The sequence below is a fragment of the Microtetraspora malaysiensis genome (assembly GCF_050947145.1).
In the GTDB taxonomy this organism is placed as follows: Bacteria; Actinomycetota; Actinomycetes; order Streptosporangiales; family Streptosporangiaceae; genus Microtetraspora_A; species Microtetraspora_A malaysiensis.
The window spans coordinates 6,192,050-6,209,649 of the sequence record NZ_CP191998.1; the positions used below are offsets into that span (position 1 = coordinate 6,192,050).

General features: G+C 68.2%; 17 protein-coding genes. 2 read left to right on the forward strand and 15 right to left on the reverse strand.

Features of this window, described 5'->3' with window-relative positions; translation table 11 throughout:
* Positions 1-108 precede the first annotated feature (108 nt).
* Positions 109-1,338 (forward strand): IS110 family transposase, encoded by a 1,230-nt coding sequence (locus ACQP1V_RS29235; protein WP_433413258.1) that lies wholly within the window; start codon positions 109-111, stop codon positions 1,336-1,338.
* Between the two features lie 43 nt (positions 1,339-1,381).
* On the opposite strand, the gene ACQP1V_RS29240 is transcribed toward ACQP1V_RS29235, so the two are convergent.
* From ACQP1V_RS29240 to ACQP1V_RS29270, 7 genes are read right to left on the reverse strand one after another with little or no spacing between them, the layout of a single operon-like run.
* Entirely contained in the window at positions 1,382-2,140 is a 759-nt protein-coding gene (locus ACQP1V_RS29240; protein WP_433413259.1) for an SDR family oxidoreductase, read from the reverse strand.
* The gene (locus ACQP1V_RS29245) at positions 2,134-3,045 is read right to left on the reverse strand and encodes a VOC family protein (protein ID WP_433413260.1); all 912 of its coding nucleotides are present in this window, start codon (positions 3,043-3,045) and stop codon (positions 2,134-2,136) included. The genes ACQP1V_RS29240 and ACQP1V_RS29245 overlap by 7 nt, the downstream gene beginning before the upstream one ends.
* A 50-nt stretch (positions 3,046-3,095) precedes the next feature.
* The gene (locus ACQP1V_RS29250) at positions 3,096-3,296 is read right to left on the reverse strand and encodes a hypothetical protein (RefSeq protein WP_433413261.1); all 201 of its coding nucleotides are present in this window, start codon (positions 3,294-3,296) and stop codon (positions 3,096-3,098) included.
* A 34-nt stretch (positions 3,297-3,330) separates the two neighbouring features.
* Positions 3,331-3,828 carry an aromatic-ring-hydroxylating dioxygenase subunit beta gene (locus ACQP1V_RS29255; RefSeq protein ID WP_433413262.1) on the reverse strand — a complete coding sequence of 166 codons (498 nt, stop codon included), beginning with the start codon at positions 3,826-3,828 and terminating at the stop codon, positions 3,331-3,333.
* On the reverse strand, positions 3,825-5,132 hold the full coding sequence (locus ACQP1V_RS29260) for an aromatic ring-hydroxylating oxygenase subunit alpha (RefSeq protein ID WP_433413263.1): 1,308 nt from the start codon (positions 5,130-5,132) through the stop codon (positions 3,825-3,827). Before ACQP1V_RS29260 ends, ACQP1V_RS29255 begins: the two co-directional genes overlap by 4 nt.
* Before the next feature lie 3 nt (positions 5,133-5,135).
* A complete protein-coding gene (locus ACQP1V_RS29265) occupies positions 5,136-6,341 on the reverse strand; it encodes an NAD(P)/FAD-dependent oxidoreductase (protein ID WP_433425985.1) in 1,206 nt (401 codons plus the stop codon).
* Positions 6,342-6,348: 7 nt separating this feature from the next.
* Entirely contained in the window at positions 6,349-6,555 is a 207-nt protein-coding gene (locus tag ACQP1V_RS29270) for a ferredoxin (protein WP_433425987.1), read from the reverse strand.
* A 235-nt stretch (positions 6,556-6,790) separates the two neighbouring features.
* Between ACQP1V_RS29270 and ACQP1V_RS29275 the strand changes: the two genes are divergently transcribed.
* The gene (locus tag ACQP1V_RS29275; protein WP_433413264.1) at positions 6,791-7,561 is read left to right on the forward strand and encodes an IclR family transcriptional regulator; all 771 of its coding nucleotides are present in this window, start codon (positions 6,791-6,793) and stop codon (positions 7,559-7,561) included.
* Between the two features lie 10 nt (positions 7,562-7,571).
* Here ACQP1V_RS29275 and ACQP1V_RS29280 read toward each other — a convergent pair whose 3' ends face one another.
* Genes ACQP1V_RS29280 through ACQP1V_RS29315 form a run of 8 tightly spaced genes read right to left on the reverse strand, consistent with a single transcriptional unit; the run spans position 7,572 to position 17,598 of the window.
* Positions 7,572-10,943, reverse strand: a complete 3,372-nt coding sequence (locus ACQP1V_RS29280; RefSeq protein WP_433413265.1) for a molybdopterin cofactor-binding domain-containing protein — start codon at positions 10,941-10,943, stop codon at positions 7,572-7,574.
* Positions 10,943-11,410, reverse strand: a complete 468-nt coding sequence (locus ACQP1V_RS29285; RefSeq protein WP_433413266.1) for a (2Fe-2S)-binding protein — start codon at positions 11,408-11,410, stop codon at positions 10,943-10,945. The genes ACQP1V_RS29280 and ACQP1V_RS29285 overlap by 1 nt, the downstream gene beginning before the upstream one ends.
* Complete coding sequence (locus ACQP1V_RS29290; RefSeq protein WP_433413267.1) at positions 11,407-12,828, reverse strand: amidase; 1,422 nt, start codon at positions 12,826-12,828, stop codon at positions 11,407-11,409. The genes ACQP1V_RS29285 and ACQP1V_RS29290 overlap by 4 nt, the downstream gene beginning before the upstream one ends.
* Positions 12,818-14,149: an ABC transporter substrate-binding protein gene (locus ACQP1V_RS29295; RefSeq protein WP_433413268.1), complete on the reverse strand. Its 1,332-nt coding sequence runs from the start codon at positions 14,147-14,149 to the stop codon at positions 12,818-12,820. The genes ACQP1V_RS29290 and ACQP1V_RS29295 overlap by 11 nt, the downstream gene beginning before the upstream one ends.
* 10 nt (positions 14,150-14,159) lie before the next feature.
* A complete protein-coding gene (locus ACQP1V_RS29300; RefSeq protein ID WP_433413269.1) occupies positions 14,160-15,158 on the reverse strand; it encodes a branched-chain amino acid ABC transporter permease in 999 nt (332 codons plus the stop codon).
* Positions 15,159-15,205: 47 nt separating this feature from the next.
* Positions 15,206-16,078, reverse strand: a complete 873-nt coding sequence (locus ACQP1V_RS29305; RefSeq protein ID WP_433413270.1) for a branched-chain amino acid ABC transporter permease — start codon at positions 16,076-16,078, stop codon at positions 15,206-15,208.
* Between the two features lie 39 nt (positions 16,079-16,117).
* Positions 16,118-16,837 carry an ABC transporter ATP-binding protein gene (locus tag ACQP1V_RS29310; RefSeq protein WP_433413271.1) on the reverse strand — a complete coding sequence of 240 codons (720 nt, stop codon included), beginning with the start codon at positions 16,835-16,837 and terminating at the stop codon, positions 16,118-16,120.
* A complete protein-coding gene (locus tag ACQP1V_RS29315; RefSeq protein WP_433413272.1) occupies positions 16,834-17,598 on the reverse strand; it encodes an ABC transporter ATP-binding protein in 765 nt (254 codons plus the stop codon). The genes ACQP1V_RS29310 and ACQP1V_RS29315 overlap by 4 nt, the downstream gene beginning before the upstream one ends.
* Between the last annotated feature and the right edge of the window lie 2 nt (positions 17,599-17,600).

The window sequence follows — 17,600 nt, forward strand, 5'->3', positions numbered from 1 at the left end:
GGATGTCGTTGCCCACTGACGGTGTCGGTGTGAGCACTGCTTGATTAGGTCGCTGATGGTTCTCCCGCCGGCTGCTGCTTGTGATCGTGTTCTGGGTGGGGAGAGCTGTTGCGACTGTTCGTTGGGGATGACTGGGCCGAGGCGCATCACGATGTGGAGGTGATGGATGCCTCGGGCCGCCGGTTGGCCAAGGCCCGCCTGCCCGAGGGCGTGGCGGGGATGGCCCGGCTGCACGCGATGATCGCCGAGCAGATCGGTGAGGCCGCGGATGAGGATGTGGAGGTACTGGTCGGGATCGAGACCGATCGGGGTCCGTGGGTGCTGGCGCTGGTCGCGGCCGGTTACACGGTGTTCGCGGTCAACCCGTTGCAGGCCGCCCGCTACCGCGAGCGGCTGGGCACCTCGGGCGCCAAGAGCGACGCGGCCGACGCGCACATGCTGGCCGACATGGTCCGCACCGACTCCCACCAGCTGCGCCCGATCGCCGGCGACAGCGCGCAAGCGGAGGCGATCAAGGTCGTCGCCCGCACCCACAAGACGCTGATCTGGGAACGGACCCGAGCCGGGCAGCGGCTGCGGCATGCGCTGCGCGAGTACTTCCCCGCTGCCCTGACCGCATTTGAGGATCTGGACGCCGCAGAGGCCCTCGATCTGCTGGCCAAGGCCCCTGACCCTGCCTCGGCCGCGAAACTGACAGTCGGCCAGATCAGTGCGGCCCTCAAGCGCGCCCGCCGCCGCGGCGACCTTGCCGCACGAGCCGGCGAGATCCAGGCGGCGCTGCGTACCGAGCATCTGGGCCAGCCCGAGGTGGTCGCCACGGCCTATGCGATGTCGGTACGAGCATTGGTCGCGGTCCTGGTCGTCATCGGCCAGCAGGTCAAGACCCTGCAGGGGCAGGTGGAGGAGTGGTTTGGCCGGCACCCGGCCGCTGAGATCATCGTCTCCCAGCCCGGGCTGGGACTGATCCTCGGCGCCCGGGTGCTCGCAGAGTTCGGCGACGACCGTGACCGCTATGCCAGCGCCAAAGCCCGAAAGAACTACGCGGGCACCAGTCCTATCACCCGGGCCTCGGGCAAGAAGAAGAGTGTCCTGGCCCGGTTCGTACACAACGACCGGCTCATCGATGCCCTGATGGCCCAGGCCTCGGTGGCGCTGCGTGCCTCGCCCGGTGCCCGCGCTTACTACGACAAGCAACGCGCCCGTGGAGTCGGTTACAACACCGCCCTGCGCCAGCTCGCCAACCGGCTCGTCGGCATCTTGCACGGCTGCCTGAAAACCGGCACGCTCTACGACGAAGCAACCGCTTGGTCGCATCACGTCCAGAGTGCTACGGCTTGACATTCAAGCTCCTGGGATGTCTTTCACATGTCTGGGTCGGGTGTCAGCTACGCACGGACAGGCCGCCGTCGGGCCGTAGCACCTGCCCGGTCATCGCCCTACCGGCACCGGACAGCAGAAACAGGTAGTACTCCGCGATCTCATGAGGCCGCAGAGCCACCCCGAGTGGGTTTATCGCCCGTACCCTGTCCGCCAGAGCCTCGGGGTCCACGCTGAGCCGCCGGGTCTCTTCTCCACCCGGTTGCACCGCGTGGAGATTGGTGGGGACTCCCCCGGGCGCGACCGCGTTGACTCGGATCTCGGGAGCGTACGTCGCGGCCAGGTGCCGCACGATCCCCAGGCCCGCGGCCTTCGAGGCGACATAGCACGCACCCGCCCCGACGCCCGCGGCCTGGAACGCGGCGTCGGAGAGGGTGAAGATCATGCTTCCCCTCGACTCCCTGAGCGGTGATATCGCCGCCTGGGCGCCGAGGAGGAAACCGATCACGTTGACGTCGAACAGATGTCGCGCCAGCCCGCGCAGGTCGGCGCCGGAGAGCGTCTCCAGGGACGCGCCGCCGTCGTGCACTCCGGCGTTGCCGATGAAGGCGTCGAGCCTGCCGTACGCGGCGAGCGCGGCGCCTACGGCCCGGGTGTGCGCCTCGGGGTCGGTCACGTCGCCGATGACCTCCACGAGCCGGCCGGACTCCCGTCCGCTGGGGACACGATCAAGGGAGCACACGGAGGCCCCGGTCTCGAGCAGCGCGTCGAGAACCGCCAGCCCGATGCCGGACGAGCCTCCGGTGATGACGACGCTCAGCACGGCGGCGCGTTCCACAGGCCGGGGTCGGGCCGGGAGTCCATGGCGGCGATGGCCCGCTCGGGGATCGGCCCGGCCAGACCCCACTGGTCGGAGACCTCCGGCTTCCGCTCCCAGACCGCAGGCTCCCAGGTCGTCTCGTCGACCTGGGCGAGAGCGGTCGTCACCTCCATGACGTAGCCGTTGGGCTCGGTGAAGTAGGCGAACGTGTTGTCGCCCGGCCCGTGGCGGCCAGGACCCCACACCAGGTTCTGGCCCGCGCGAACGAGCCGCCCTACCCCGCGCATGAACTCGTCGACCCCGCGCAGCTCCCATGAGATGTGGTTCAGCGACGAGTGACGGGCCTTGTGCAACGCGATGGCGTGGTGGTCGCGGTTGCAGCGCAAGAAGATCATGCTGTCCGTGAGCCGGTCCGAGACCCTGAAGCCGAGGAAGTTCACGTAGAACTCGGCGGTCGCTTCGATGTCCTGCGCGTTGAGCACCACGTGGCTGATCTTGACCGGAGTGGAGTCCCGCTCCGCGATCTCACGTGCCTCCTTGGAGGCCACGTTCGTGCTCAGCTCCACCACGTGGCCGTTGGGATCGAAGAACCGGAATCCGTAGCCGTCGCCCAACTGGTCGAGCTTTCCCGGTTCCGATGCCAGCGTCATCCCCGAGCCGGCCAGTCGTTCGGCGAGCCGCTCGGTCTCGGCGACGGTGTCCACGCCGAACGAGATGTAGTCGATGCGACGATCGTCGGCCCGCCGCAATCTCAGGGAGTACGGCTCCTCGGCGCCGACCGCGCCGAAGTAGCGGATCTCCCGGTCGCCGCCCGTCTCCTCCAGACGCCATTGATCGCTGAGGAAACCGGAGGCCGCGGTGAAGTCGGGTACGGCCAGCCCCACCGAGCGAAGGTGCGTGATGCCCAACAGAGACTCCTGATCGGTGTTTGCTCGTTTTGATCAAGACCGGGCTCTGATCACCCCGGCCCCTCCACGGACGCGGAAAGGATGCGCTCGAAGTCGCCCACCCCGAGCTTGGCGATCGCGGCCAAGACGGTCGCGTCGAGAAGCGCGGTGCGCCCGGACCGCTCTTCGAAGATCTCGATACGGTGCCCGTTGCCCACGGCCACCAGCCGGACCTGCACGGCCTCGAACTCACTGGAAAGCCGGAGAACCACGTCCGAAGTCTCCGCTCGCATCTGCGTACCCTTCCTAGAACACGAACGAGAGCTGGACATCGGTCGGGACCTCGACATCCAGATAGACCGTGCGGCGAGCCAGCATGAATGTGCCGTCCGCGCTCGTCCTGAGCAGGTCCTCGCGGCCCGCGCTCGTGATGGTCGCCTCTTCGCCCGACGGAATCACGGTCACGAGGACATTGCTCTTGACCAGGAGGAGGTCCTCGTCGACGCGTTCCGTCTCCACATTCGAGAGAAACCGCCGGGTGAAGTTGTGCGGCCGGTCCGACCACGCCGTGCGCTCGCCGACGCGTCCCAGCTTCAGCGACAGGCCCGTCTTCGTCGCCTCGAAGAAGACCGCGCGCTCGTGGTACCGCGGCAGATACGGGTCCTCGCGGACCATGGGCAGCGGCAGCGAGTAATGGAAGTCGCCGGTCAGCAGGTCGAGCCAGTCGTGGTAGCGGCGTTCGTCCAGCAGGCGGCCCTCGCGGATCAGGAATCTCTCCGCTGCGCGATCGTCGTCGAATGTCACAGCGCATCTCCCATCATCTCGACATACCGGCGATAGAAGGCGCGCTGGTTGTGCTCGGTGATGCCCTGCTGCTGCACCTGGCCCGGCCAGCCGTCCATGTCCCGCTGGATCTCGAAGTCGGCCCCCAGGCTCAGGTCCTGGTCGAGTGCCCGGGCGCGGGATCCCCGGTTGGCGGCGTCCAGACGGAACGTGTTCTCGAAGTCGTCGTGCTCGAAGAACAGGCCTCCCGCGGACTGGACCCGCGCCTGCATCGCGTACGACACCCGCTTCCAGTCGTCGGGGAAGTGTCGCGGCACCAGGACCCAGTAGTAGATCTCCGTCTCGTTCGGACCGAGCGGATGGTGCAGTCTCCAGACGAGGAAACGCGTCGTGACGTCCCCCAGGTCGGCGACCTTCTCAGACTGCGAGTTGGTGATGAACGCGGCGTTGGGGAAGATCCCGCCATGCATGAACTCGCTCTTGTCGAGCACCTCCCGCTCCTGCGGCGTCAGGTTCTCGGCGATGTGTGGCAGCTCGTCCAGCGGCATGCCGTCCAGCCAGAAGTCCGGCGTCTCGCGGCGGCCGTAGCCGATGCGCAGCGCGTGCCCCCCGTCGGTGGCGACCACACGGGCGTCTCGCTCGACGCCGGGGTCGCGGTCGAAGACACCCTGCTCGAACGCCAGCGCGTGCGTCGTCTGCAGGTGGTACCCGTCACCCGACGTGTTGTCCTGGAAGTACTTCCAGTTGCCTCTGACTCGTACGCGCTGCGGCGGAGCGACGACCTCCCAGCCGCTGCTGGAGATGTTCAGCAGGGCGTCCAGGTAGAACCGGATATCACCGAGGTAGTCGGCGAGCGGAGGGGCCTCCCTGTCCCAGGTGGCGAAGACGAATCCGCGGTAGGACTCGGCTCGTGCCTCCCTCAGTGCGAGACGTGCCTTGTCGAAGTCGCGCGAGTAGTGGCTTCGAAGGCCGGGTACGCCGACCAGCCGCCCGTCGTTGGCGAAGGTCCAGCCGTGGTAGCTGCAGCGGAAGTGCGCGGTGTTGCCGAGCGTCGCCTCGCACAGCGCGGTCCCACGGTGGGTGCACGCGTTCAGGAGGACATGCACCGAGCCGGCCTCGCTGCGCGTCAGGAGAACCTGGTCCGAACCGAGCCGCCGCTGGACGTAGTCACCTCGCTCGGGGATCTCCGACTCGAAGCCGACGAACACCCATGAGCGATTGAAGACGCGCTCGATTTCGGCTGCGGCGACCTGGTCGTCGGCGTAGGCCGACTTCGGGATGTCCACCGGCGGCCGGCGAGCTGAACCCACACTGATCTCTGGCACTGTTCAGAATCTCCCTTGCGTCGTAGTGGCCGCGTAGCGTGACTTGAGAAGGCGGCGGTGCTTTGCCGCGAAGGCGGGAAGGTTGGCGGCCATCGCACCGGTGACCGTGTCACCGTGGCGGAAGACGACCCCGAATCTGCCGGACTCGTACGATCCTTCGACGAGTTCCGCTTCCTGGTCCGGCAGCCGCTCTCCCACGAACTGGATCTTCACGTCGTACTGGTCGGACCAGAAGTAGGGCACCGCCTGACACGCGTCCCATCGGTCCCGCGGACGCAACAGGTTCCGCGCGGCCACCCGCCCCTGTTCGACGGCGTTGGCCCAGTGCTCCGAGCGGACCCGCTTCCCCATCCGTGGGCTGAAGTACCGTGCGACGTCGCCGGCCGCGAAGATGCCGTCCACCCGGGTCGCGCAGTGCTCGTCACAGACGACACCGCCGTCGAACTCGATGCCGCTGCCGTCGAGCCACGCCGTGTTCGGCTCCGCTCCGACGGCGACGACGGCCATGTCGGCCTCGATCAGCGTCCCGTCCGCCAGCACCAGGCCCTGCAGCCGGGTCGTGCCGACGAAGCCGGCAACCTGGACACCGCACATCAGCCGCACACCCCGCTGCCGATGAACGGCCTCGGCCCACCTGCCGAGCGTGCGGCCGAGGGGGCCGACCATCGGCAGGTCAGCGGCCTCGAGCACCGTGACGTCGAGGTCGTGGGCCCGCGCGCTGGCCGCCACTTCCATGCCCAGGAACCCGGCGCCGACCACAACGACCCTCGGCCGCCGTTCGAAGTCGCGTCTGATGCCGACGGCGTCGCCGTAGGTGCGCAATAGGTGGACGCCCGTGGCCGGCTCGGTGAAGGGCAGGGAGCGGGCACGTGCGCCCGTGGCGAGGATCACGCCGTCGACGTCGAGCCGGTCCCCGTCCGCCAGGCCGATTCTGTGCCGACCACCAGCGGACGCAGGTGCGAGGGAACTCGCCCGGACCCCGAGCCGAAGACGGACGTCCAACGCGTCGAGCTCCGCTCGGGTGCGCAAGCCGGCGGGTTCCACCTGTTCGGCTCCCTGGATGGCCTGCTTGCTGAGCGGCGGCCGGTCGTACGGCAGGCACGACTCCTGGCCGACGAGCGTGATGACGCCGTCGAAGCCCTCCTCGCGCAGAGCCTCCGCTGCGGTGACACCGGCGAGAGAGGCGCCGACAACGGCGATCGACTGCATTTCCACGTCAGACTCTCGTGATCGCCCGGCGAGGGCAGTTCCGGATCGCCTCGTCGATCTCCGTCAGGTCGAGCTGTTCCGGCAACGAGGCCTTGACTACCGCGATGTTGCGCGTCTCGTCGAAATCGAAGACCTCGGGCGCAAGGAGGATGCACGACGCGTAACCGTCACACTTCGCAATATCTATCTCAATCGCCACATTTACTCCGCTCATCTTCACTTCGCGCAGTGTGTATCCGAATAGTGATGACGCTAGTCATATAGTGAATGACTGTCAAGGTATCTGGTCGCGCTATCCTCGTAAGTGGATCAAGTCGGGCTCGATGCCCCTATGAACCCCGGGCAAGTGATGACACCGTGGGATCTCTTTAGTCAGGAGTCGAATGAGGATGGCAAAGCCTGGGCCGCAAGGGCCGGACGCGAGATCCGCCACCGAAAACGAGCCGGCCGTGAAAGGACTGCGCCGGGCGACCGAAGTGTTGCGCCTGCTCGCCGAACGACCGATGCGCCCGGCCGACCTGGCCCGCGAGATGGGCGTCGCGTGGGCGACGGTGTACCGGACGGTCTCGCAGCTGTGCGCCGACGGGCACATCGTGCGCGATCCCGGCTCCGGGGAATACCTCATCGGGCCGATGACATGGATGCTCGCGACCGCCTACATCCGTGACCACCCGGTGCTCCGGGTGGCCCTCCCGCACCTGGAAAGCGCCGTGACCAGCGTCAACGGCATGCTCAAGCTGTGCGAGCGCATCGACGGAAGCGCCGTCACTCTCTTCGCGCAGCACAACACCGGCGCGCCCATGATCCGCCGGTACCGCGACCAGTACCGGGTTCCGTTGCACGTCACCGCGTACGGATACGTCCTGCTCGCCTCGCAGCCGGAGCACTTCGTCGACGCGTACCTGGCCGATCCGCTGCCGGCTTTCACCCCTAACACCGTGACCGATCCCGACGCCGTCCGGGCCCATCTGGCGGAGATTCGCGAACAGGGATACGCGATCGTCCACGACGACCTCCAGGTCGGCATCGGATCGATCGCATACCCCGTTCTCGATCGGGATGGATCGGTGCGGGCTGCCGTCGGATGCACGTTGCTGTCCGACTCGCTGAACTCCCCGCAACAGCGCGAAGAGCACGAGGTGCTCGTCGCCAACCTCGCGGCGACCATCGCCAACTCATTGGGATGGAACCCACTGAACATGGGCATCACCGCGAACTGACCGGGCCCGCCTACCGGCCTCCGTGGCACTCCTGCAGAGATCGGACCGCCAGAGCCGTGGCGACGCCGGCTTTCCACGCGTTCCTCTCGAGCGGATGCGCCTCCCGCTCCCAGAGCGCGACGACGTGCTGGAGGGCGGCCGGATCGATCGACCGACCCCTGAGCGCGTCTTCCACGGGATGAGGCCGATACGGGGTCGGCGCCACACCCCCCATGGCGATCCGCACGTCACTCACCACGCCGTTCTCCGTATCGAACTGGAGCGAGGTCGCCACGGAGACGACCGCGAAGTCACCCGACCAGAGACCGAGCTTCCTGAAGTCCGCCGGGCTTTCGCGGAAAAGCCGGGGAACCGTCACATGAAGCACGAGTTCGTCGTCGGCCAGTGCGGTCTCCCCGGGGCCACGGTAGAACCGGGCGACGGGGATCTCCCGCGATCCGGTCGGTGACTGGATCGTCACCGTGGCATCGAGGGCCGCGAACGCCGTAGCCAGGTCGGACGGCGTCGTCGCCTGACAGCGATGGCCGTCGAGCACCGCGTGGTAGAACCGATGGTCTCCCGATACCGCGTAGCACGGGGCCGTCGGCCCCGAACGCTTGTAACAGTCGAAGCCGTTGCGGTAGAACCAGCAACGCTTCTGCTGGCAGAGATTGCCCGCCACCGTGGCGACGTTGCGGATCTGCCGGGAGGCGATCGATCTGAGGGCTTGCGCGAGCATCCGGTCACCCGGAAGGCCGGAGGCGTCGCAGGCCGCCTCAAGGTCGGACAGGGTGACGGCCGCGCCGATCCTGAGCGAACCGTCCGCCTCGGTCACGATGCCGGTGAGCTCCTTGCAGAGCGTCACATCGATCAGCGTCGCGGGCCCCGCCAATCCCTGCTGCCGGGCGACGAGCAGGTCCGTACCCCCGCCGATGAACGCGGGACGAGGGGAACGCGACGCCAGGGCGACGGCAGCGGCGGCGTCGCGGGGCCGTTCGAGAGCCTGAACCTCCACGGGGTCCGGGCGGCGTGCCATCGAGGTGCCGAATCTGTGCAGCAGGAAGTGCATGCCACGCGGGTACAACCACCGGAACGCCGCGATCCACCACCGGCCGGGTCTGCGCCAGACGGGAACATGCCGGTGTCCCGGCCGCAGCCTCTCGGAGACCGCGGCATCGACGATCTTGTCGGGTGTGATGGGCAGGTGCCGCATGCGCAGCCCGACCGCGTGCGCGATCGCGTTCGCCACCGCCGGAGCCGTCGGGGAGAGCGCTACCTCGGCCAGGCCCTTGGCACCGTACGGCCCGTGCCGGTCCGGTGCGCCGACGAAGACGACCTTGACCGGGGGCGCGTCGGCGGCTCTCGGCAGCGCGTAGTCCTGATAGCCGCTGTTGACGACCCTGCCGCCCTCGAGGATCAGTTCCTCGCCGAGGGTGGCGCCGAGCGCCATCACCACACCCCCGACCACCTGGCCCTCCGCCTGTCGAGGGTTCACGATCGTTCCGGAGTCGTGCGCCGCCACGACGCGCAGCACCGTGACCTTGCCGGTGTCGAGGTCGACGTCGACCTCGACACCGTGGACCGCGCACGCATACGACGGCGCGAGGTTTCCCTTGCCGAGCGGATTCTTCAGGATCGGGATCTCGGCGGTCGACTCCGCCGAGACGCTCAGTTCGCCGTCCACCTGGTCGGGGCAGAGCCCGACCAGGTCTCCCAGGCTCACCTCTTCCTGGCCCACCCGGGCGAGACCCGCGTCAAGGACGACCTCGTCGGCGGACACGCCGAACTTCGCCGCGGCCGTCTCCCGCAGCTTCCTGCCCAGCTCGGACGCGGCCCGGTGGACCGCGCGTCCCGTCGTGTACGTCCCCCGCGAGGCCCCGGCGCCCGGGTCGTACGGCGTGGTCGCCGTGTCCATCGCCTCCACCCGGACCGTCGCCGTCGGCACACCGAGTTCTTCCGCGACGACCTGCGCGGCCACGAGGTACTGCCCCGTTCCGGGGTCGGATGAGCCGGTCCGGACCGTGACCGCGCCTTCGCCGTCGACGCTCACGACGGCGCCGGCCCGGCTCGACGCCTCACTCACGACCGCACCCGTCACGTGGATCGCCGCGGCGATCCCCACCCCACGACCACGGCCGCCCTTGGAACGTGCCTCGTCCCAGTCGAGCTCCGCCTGAACTGCACGCAGACACTCGTCGAGAGCGAGGGTGTCGGGCTCCCACCCGTTCAGCGTCGGGCTTCCCGGCCGATTGAAGTTGCGCGATCGGAATTCGGCCGGATCGACACCGAGCGCCTCCGCCAGCTCGTCCATCTGGCTTTCCAGGGCGAAGACGGCCTGGGGAAGCCCGGCTCCTCTGAAGGACCCGCCCGGCCGGCGGTTGGTGTAGACCGCCTGCCCCCGCGCGGCGGCCCCGCCCAGGTCGTACTGCGCCGTCAGCAGACCGGTGGCCTGCGTGAGTTCGTTGCCACCCGCATGGGTGTAGGCGCCGCAGTCGACGACCACGTCCGCTTCTCTGAAGGTGAGAGCTCCGTCGTCGTCCACTCCCGAGACGAGGTCGATCTCGAAGTCGAACCGGTGCTTCGTGTACGCGAACTCCTCGGCGCGGTTCAGCCGGATCCGCACCGGCCGATTCGTCCGGATAGCTCCCGCCGCCGCAAGAACCTCGATGTCCGACGCGCGAACCCGCGAACCGAAGTCGCCGCCGACCGCGGCACGCTGGATTCGGACCTTCTCCAGATCCAGGTCCAGCATGTGCGCGACTTCGCGTTGGATGTTGCGCGCGGCCTGAGTCGGCGTCTGGAGGTTCAGGACTCCGCTGTCCCGGTCGTACCAGGCCAGGGCGACGCTGGGTTCCATGCAGGCGTGCGCCTGGTTCGGATAGCGGTAGCGCGCCCGTCTGGTCGTGGTGGACCGGCTCCGCGCGGCGGCGATGTCGCCGTACTCGCGTGTCACCTCCTTGGCCACGTTGCCGGCCTGCCCGGCGTGCAGCGGGACGGCTCGTCCCGAGCGCGCGTCCTCGGCCGAATCCACCGTCCTCAGGCGCCGGTAGCGGACCTTGACCTTGGCGGCTCCCGCCCGGGCCGACTCCTCGCTCTCCGCTATCACCAGAGCGACTTCCTCGCCGACGTGCCGGACGCGGCCGACCGCGAGCGCGGGACGGTCGGTGACGCCGTAGTCCTGGTACAGCCGATCCGGAAGATCGGCTGCTGTGAGCACGACCCGCACACCGGGCATGCGCAGCGCGGCACTCGGGTCGATGGAGACGATGCGGGCGTGCGGATGGGGACTGCGCACCAGGGCGCCGTGCAGCATCCCCTCCATCTCGAAGTCCGCGGTGTATGCGGCGGCCCCGCTCGTGCGCGCGTCCCATTCCGGGTGACGCGCGTGCCGACTGATCCCCATCACTCGCTCCTTGCCGGTCGGCCGTCCGCGTCCGTCGCGCGTACGGCCTCGACGATGGACTGGTATCCCGTGCAGCGGCAGATGTTGCCGGAGAGCTCACGACGCAGGTCCTCCGTCATCTCCGGGAGACCCTGACGTAGGAGCGCGGCCGCGTGCACGATCTGACCGGGAGTGCAGAAGCCGCATTGCGAGGCCCCGCAGTCGGCGAACCACCGGCACAGCTCCGGCTCCGCGGCGGCGACGCCCTCGATCGTCTCGACCGAGCCCGCGACGCGGGTGGCGAGCGTGACGCAGGACATCACCGGCTTCCCGTCCACCAGCACCGTGCATGCCCCGCACTCGCCGACGCCGCATCCCTCCTTGGTGCCGGTGAGCCCCAACCGGTCACGCAGCACCTGAAGGAGTGGCGTGTCGACGGAGACATCCACTTCGGCGGTCACTCCGTTGACCTGCAAAATGACGTTCACAGGAGATCACCCCTCGCCGTTTCGAACGCATGCGCCACCTGCAACACCCGCAGATCGTCCCCTGGCGCTCCCATGATCTGGACACCGACGGGGAGCCCGTCGCTCGTGAACCCCGCGGGCACCGCGACTATCGGGGTCTCGAGCACCGAGAGCACGGCGCAACTGCCCATCCACTCCAGGTAGTCGCGCATCGCCACTCCGGCCACGGACCGGGGATAGGGGGTTTCCACGTCGAACGGGAGCGCCTGTGACGTGTAGGTCACCAGGACGTCGAATTCCTCGAAGAAGTCGCGGCACTCCCGGTACAACCTTCCGCGCTCCACCTGCGCCCGAGTCAGGTCGAGGCCGCTGAGTGCCAGACCCTGCTCGATGTTCCAGCGCACGTCGTCGCCGAGGACGCCGGGCGGTTCCCCGATGAGATGCCCGTATCGCGCGGCGAACATGGCGGCCCGCAGAGTGCGGAAGACGTCGACGGCCCCGTCGAGCCGCAACGCCCGCACCCGGCAATCGCCGTCGAGGGTCTCGCCGAACACGCGCTGCGCTCGTTGGAGCACGTCCACGACGCGTGGTTCGACCGGCAGGCCGGCGAGGTCGTAGACGAACCCGACCTTGAGCCCTTTCGTGTCCACGTCGAGGGGAGCCGCGAAGTCGGCCCGGTCCGCGTACGAGGTCGGCGTCATGCGGGAGGGTCCGCTGATGACCGACATCGCCAGGGCGACGTCCGCGACGGAGCGGGCCATCGGCCCCTGGACGGCGCAGGTGTCCCACAGGTTCCACGCCGGCCACATGGGAACACGGCCGGGGCTCGGCCTCATGCCGACGACGTTGCAGAAGCTGGCCGGGTTCCGCAGCGATCCCCCGAGATCACTGCCGTCGGCCAGGGCCACCATCCCGCACGCGACGGCGGCGGCCGAGCCGCCCGAACTCCCTCCTGCGGTCTTCGTCAGGTCATGGGGGTTCCGCGTCGCCCCGAACACAGCGTTGTACGTCTGGGACCCTGCCGCGAACTCCGGTGTGTTGGTCTTGCCGACCACGATGGCGCCGGCGCGCTTCAGCCGGTCCACGATCAGGGCGTCGCTCTGGGGTACGTGGTCGGCGAACACGGGGCTGCCGAACGTGGTCCGCATGCCGGCCGTCGGGTGGGTGTCCTTGATGGCGACCGGCAATCCGTGCAGCGGGCCCACTGGCCCGGACGTGGCGTGCAGCGCGTCGAGCTGGGCCGCCCGCCGCCTGGCGCCCTCGCCGTCGAGCGTCACGATCGCGTTGACCTGTGGGTTGGTCGCCTCGATCGTGGCGAGGTGGCTGTCCAGGACCTCTCGGGCGGACAGCTCTCCGGCGACGAGTGCGTCCGCCAGATGACGGGCGCTGACGAGCTCGCTGCGGGCGGCCGCTGGCGGGCCGGGGACGCTAGCGGGCACTCGACTTGGCATAGTCGAAGGTGAGGATCTTCGTCTGGCCGTCCTGAAGCGGCGAGCCGCCGTCCATGAACTGCCACTCGTGGGTCGCCGCGTCGTACCGCTGGAGCTGCACGCTCTCCACGGGGGTCGCGTCAGCGGAGCCCGTGGTCAGCGTGACGCCGGGCAGTGCCATGGATGCGGTGACACCGGACAAGCTCAGCGCCGAGTCCATCACGTCCTGGCGGGTCAGGCTGCGCGCGTTCTTCAGGATGGCGTACACCACTTCCCCATAGAACCAGCCATTGGCGACGAAGGAGTCCTCGGGGTCGGCGTCGGGCTCATACGTCTTGACGGACTCGCGGTAGGTCTTGGCGCCCTCATCGGAGCTCCAGCGGCGTGCCGAGGGATCCTTGAAGGGCGTGACGCTCAGGATGCCCTCGCTGCCCGCCGGACTGGCCAGCTTCATCAGCGCCCGCGACGTACAGGTGTAGGACACCGCGACCTGCGGCTTCCACGACGTCTTGCTCACCGCGTCGAGCGCCTGCGCGCACGGGGTGCCCGCCGCGACGACGACCAGCGCGTCCGCGCCGGTCGCGGCCAGGCTGGTGATCTGCGTCGTGACCGACGGGTCGGTGGCCTGGAACGACTCCTTACTCACGACGGTCATCCCCAGAGCGCTGCTCTCGGCCTCGACGCCCTTCAGCATCGAGCCGCCGAAGTCGCCCGCCTGGTAGAGGACCGCCACCTTCTTCGCGCCGGAGTGCTCATGCAGAGCCTGGGCCAGGGCCTGCCCTTCGGTGTGGTAGGGCACGAGACCGTTCAACGTCCACCGATGCTTGATCGTGGTCGCGTAATCCGCGGCCGCCGTCGACGCCATCAGGTTCGGGACGCAGCTCGCCTCCGTCCGGTCCCAGAACGCGAAATTCCCGGGGGTGCTGGGCACGCCGACGAGCGCGAAGACCTTGTCTTCGTTGATCAGGCGGTTGACGTTGCTCACGGTGCGGGACGGGTCGTACGCGTCGTCGTAGCTCACGACCTCGATCTTGCGTCCGCCGATGCCACCGTCCTTGGCGTTGACGTACTTGAAGTACGCGCGGTAGCCCTGAGCGAGCTTCGCCAGGACCGCCAGGGGGCCGGAGCTGGGGAAGCTCGAGCCGAGAAGGATCTTGTCCTTGGTGATACCGGCCGTGGGCTGGTAGTCCTGGCACTTCGCGATGGAGACGACGTGGTCACCGGAGTCGCCGTCCTGGCGGGAATCCGTACTGGTCCTTCCGCAGCCGGCAATGGTCGCCACCATCGCCGTGGCAGCAGCGAGAGCACATGCTCTGCGAGCGACGGTCATTTCTTCCCCTTTACTCGGGTGAGGAGTTGGTCGAGACGGGAACGGCTCTCGGGGGCGCGGGCTCTTCGCTCGGTCCGAGCGCGTCGCGAGGTCCTCGGCTGCGCTTCAGCCGGGTGAATGCGCGCTTGGCCAGGCCCACCAGGCCGTCACGTGCGATGAGCATCAGCAGCACGAGGAGGACGCCGTACAGGACCTGCGAGAGGCCCGGGCTGAACTGGGACAGCAGATCAGGCACCAACTGAGTCACATAGGTTCCGATCACCGGCCCCACGAAGCTGGCTACTCCGCCCACCACCATCGCCGTCAGGAACTGGATCGAGCCCAGCAGAGTCAGGAAGGACGTCTGGGACGAGACGAAGCCATGCGTCGCCGCGAACAGCCCGCCGGCGACTCCGGCCATCCCGGCGGAAAGCCCGAATGCCGTCACCTTCATCACGGCGACGTTGACGCCCATGGACTGGCTGGCCATCTCGTTGTCCGACAAGGACACCAGTGCCCGGCCGCCCTTGCTGCTGACGATGTTGCGCAGCACCAGCATGGAAATGAGGAGAACCGCCAGCGCGACCAGGTACGCGAACTGGTCGTCGGCGAGGCCGGTCCACGAGGGAGCGGTCAACGCGGGAACGACGATCCCCTGGCTTCCTCCGGTGAGGCCCTCGAACCGGGTCACGATGGCCGGGAAGACCGTCGCGACGGCGAGGGTGACCACGGCCAGGTGAATGCCGCGGATTCGCAGGGCCGGCAGACCGCACACCACACCGGCCAGGCAGGCCAGGAGAAAGCCCACCGGAAGCGCCGCCACATGCGGCCAGTTCGCCTTGCTCACCAGGATGGCGTCCGCATAGGCGCCGACGCCGAAGAACGCGCTGTGCCCGATGGAGATCTGGTTGGTGTAGCCCGTGAGCAGGTTCAGGCCCACGACCGCGATCGACAGGACGAGGACGAGACCCAGCCGTTCGACCGCGGGCGGCTCGTTGAGGAACGGGTACGCCAGGGCGACGACGATCACCAGCGCTCCGAGCCCCCTCTTGACGCGCCGAGAACTCGAGGACGGCGTCATACCCGCACCACCACCTGACGACCGAACAGGCCCGTGGGCCGGATGAGCATGACAAGGACGAGCACGACGAAGGCGACGGCGAGCTTCAGATCTGATCCGATGACCGGCACGTAGGCCGCGGCCAGGCTTTCCAGCACGCCCAGGAGCAGGCCACCGGTCACGGCGCCGGCGGGGCTGTCCAATCCACCGAGCGTGGCGGCCGCGAAGGCGTAGACCAGCACCGAGACCATCATGTTCGGGTTCAGGAACACGCCCAGGGCCGTGAGGAGACAGCCGGCGAGCGTGCCGAGACCCGCCGCCAAGGCCCAGCCGGCCCCGAGCAGACGTCGGACCGGAAGGCCGGACAGGCTGCTGGAGTCCTGGTTGGAGGCAACGGCGCGGAATCCGAGCCCTACCCTGGTGTGCTTGAACATCGCCCACAGCGCGACGCTGACAGCGGCGAGCACCCCCAGGACGCCCAGTACGGCCGCCGGCACCCGGACACCGGCCAGGTCGATCACCGACGTCGGGAACATGGCGGGCATGGCCTGGCCGTCGGCGCCGAAGAGGAACTGCGTGAGACCGTTGAAAATGAAGAACAGTCCGATGGCGACGATCACCAGCGCCAGATGATCATCTACGCCGAAGCGTTTGAAAACGAGACGGTAGAGAAGAGCTCCCACAGCCATCGAGGCGACCACGGCGATCAGGAACGCAGGCCAGATCCCCAGTCCGAGCGTGGTGAGCGACCAGACCAGATAGGTGGACATCGTGGCCATCTCGCCCTGGGCAAAGTTCACGAACTGGGTGCATCGGTAGATGAGGACGAGGGCCAGCGCCAGCGCTCCATAGATGCATCCGTTGGCGATGCCGTTGACCAGTTGCTGCATGAGTAACTGCATGCGTTGTGGCTCCTGTCGAGGGTTTGCCTATTGGCCGAGGTAGGCACGGCGTACCGTGTCCGACTCGACGAGCTCGCTCGCCGCCCATGCGGGCGACATCCGGCCCGACTCGAGCACATAGGCCCGGGCGGCGATCCGAAGGGCGAGCAGGGCGTTCTGCTCGACCACTAGGACGCTGAGCCCCGTGGACTCGTTGAGCCTGGCGAGGGTTTCGAACAGCTCGGCCATCACCTTGGGAGCCAGTCCCAGCGAAGGTTCGTCCAGGAGCAGGAGACGTGGATCAGACATCAGCGCGCGTGCGATCGCGAGCATCTGCTGCTCGCCACCGCTCATCTGCCCGGCGGTCTGCCGCCTGCGCTCTGCCAGCCGCGGGAAGAAGTCGAACCACCGGGCGAGTGACTCCCGCAGCCGGTCGCGGCTCAGGTTGTAGCCCCCGATCCGCAGATTCTCCTCGACCGTGAGATCGACGAAGGTGCCTCTGCCCTGGGGAACATGCGCGACACCGCTGCGTGCGACGGCCTCCGCCCGGCGGCCGGCCATCTCCCTACCGTCGAGACGGATGCTGCCCCGAGCCGGTATCTGCCCCGACAGCGCTCGGAGCGTCGTCGTCTTCCCCGCACCGTTCGAACCGAGGAGAACCACGACCTCGCCCTCGTGGACGACGAAGTCGACGTTCCGCACGACTGTCACGTGACCGTAGCCCGCGGAAAGGTCCCTGACCTCCAGCAGATTGTTCCCGGCGCTCATGAGGTCCCCCCCAGGTACGCCTCGACGACCGTCGGGTTCTTCGCGACGACCAGGGGATCGCCTTGCGCGATCACCCGGCCCTGGTCCAGCACGATGACGTCGTCGGAGATTTTCATGACCATGCCCATGTGGTGCTCTACCAGCAGAATCGCGATACGCAGGTCAGCCTGCAGGTCCCGGATGAGCTGAGCCATCTCCTCGACCTCCGTGCCGTCCAGCCCGTTCGCCGGCTCGTCGAGCATGAGGAGCCGCGGCTTGGCCACAAGTGCTCGGGCGATCTCGATCCGTTTCATCGTCCCGAGCGGCAAGTCGCCCGGCTGGTGATCGGCGAGGTCCTGGAGACCGAGCCTCGTCAACGCGTCCATGGCGTCACGGACCAGTCGGCGCTCGTCACGGACGGCCGGGGGAAATCTGAGCGCGGACGCGATCATCCCTGCGCGAGACTGCAGATGCCCGCCGCACAGCACGTTCTCCAGGACCGTCAGGCGGGGAAACAAGGCCACGTTCTGAAAGGTGCGGGCGATACCGATCCCGGCGACCCGGTGTGGCTTGCGCCGTACCAGATCGTGCCCGTCGAAGGTCAGCGATCCCGCGCTGGGCCGATAGAGCCCGCTCACGCAGTTGAAGAACGAGGTCTTGCCCGCGCCGTTCGGCCCGATCAACGCGGTGACCCGTTCGGCCGGGACCTCCAGCGTGAGGTCGTGCAGGACCCGGATGCCGCCGAAACTCAGGCCGACCCGGGTTGCCGCCAAGCCGTCCATGG

Coding starts and splice junctions, on each gene's coding strand:
- ACQP1V_RS29265 (WP_433425985.1), bottom strand. CDS start 6,341: ATGCAGTCGATCGCCGTTGTCGGCGCCTCTCTCGCCGGTGTCACCGCA.
- ACQP1V_RS29270 (WP_433425987.1), bottom strand. CDS start 6,555: ATGAGCGGAGTAAATGTGGCGATTGAGATAGATATTGCGAAGTGTGAC.
- ACQP1V_RS29280 (WP_433413265.1), bottom strand. CDS start 10,943: ATGGGGATCAGTCGGCACGCGCGTCACCCGGAATGGGACGCGCGCACG.
- ACQP1V_RS29295 (WP_433413268.1), bottom strand. CDS start 14,149: ATGACCGTCGCTCGCAGAGCATGTGCTCTCGCTGCTGCCACGGCGATG.
- ACQP1V_RS29305 (WP_433413270.1), bottom strand. CDS start 16,078: ATGCAGCAACTGGTCAACGGCATCGCCAACGGATGCATCTATGGAGCG.
- ACQP1V_RS29310 (WP_433413271.1), bottom strand. CDS start 16,837: ATGAGCGCCGGGAACAATCTGCTGGAGGTCAGGGACCTTTCCGCGGGC.
- ACQP1V_RS29315 (WP_433413272.1), bottom strand. CDS start 17,598: ATGGACGGCTTGGCGGCAACCCGGGTCGGCCTGAGTTTCGGCGGCATC.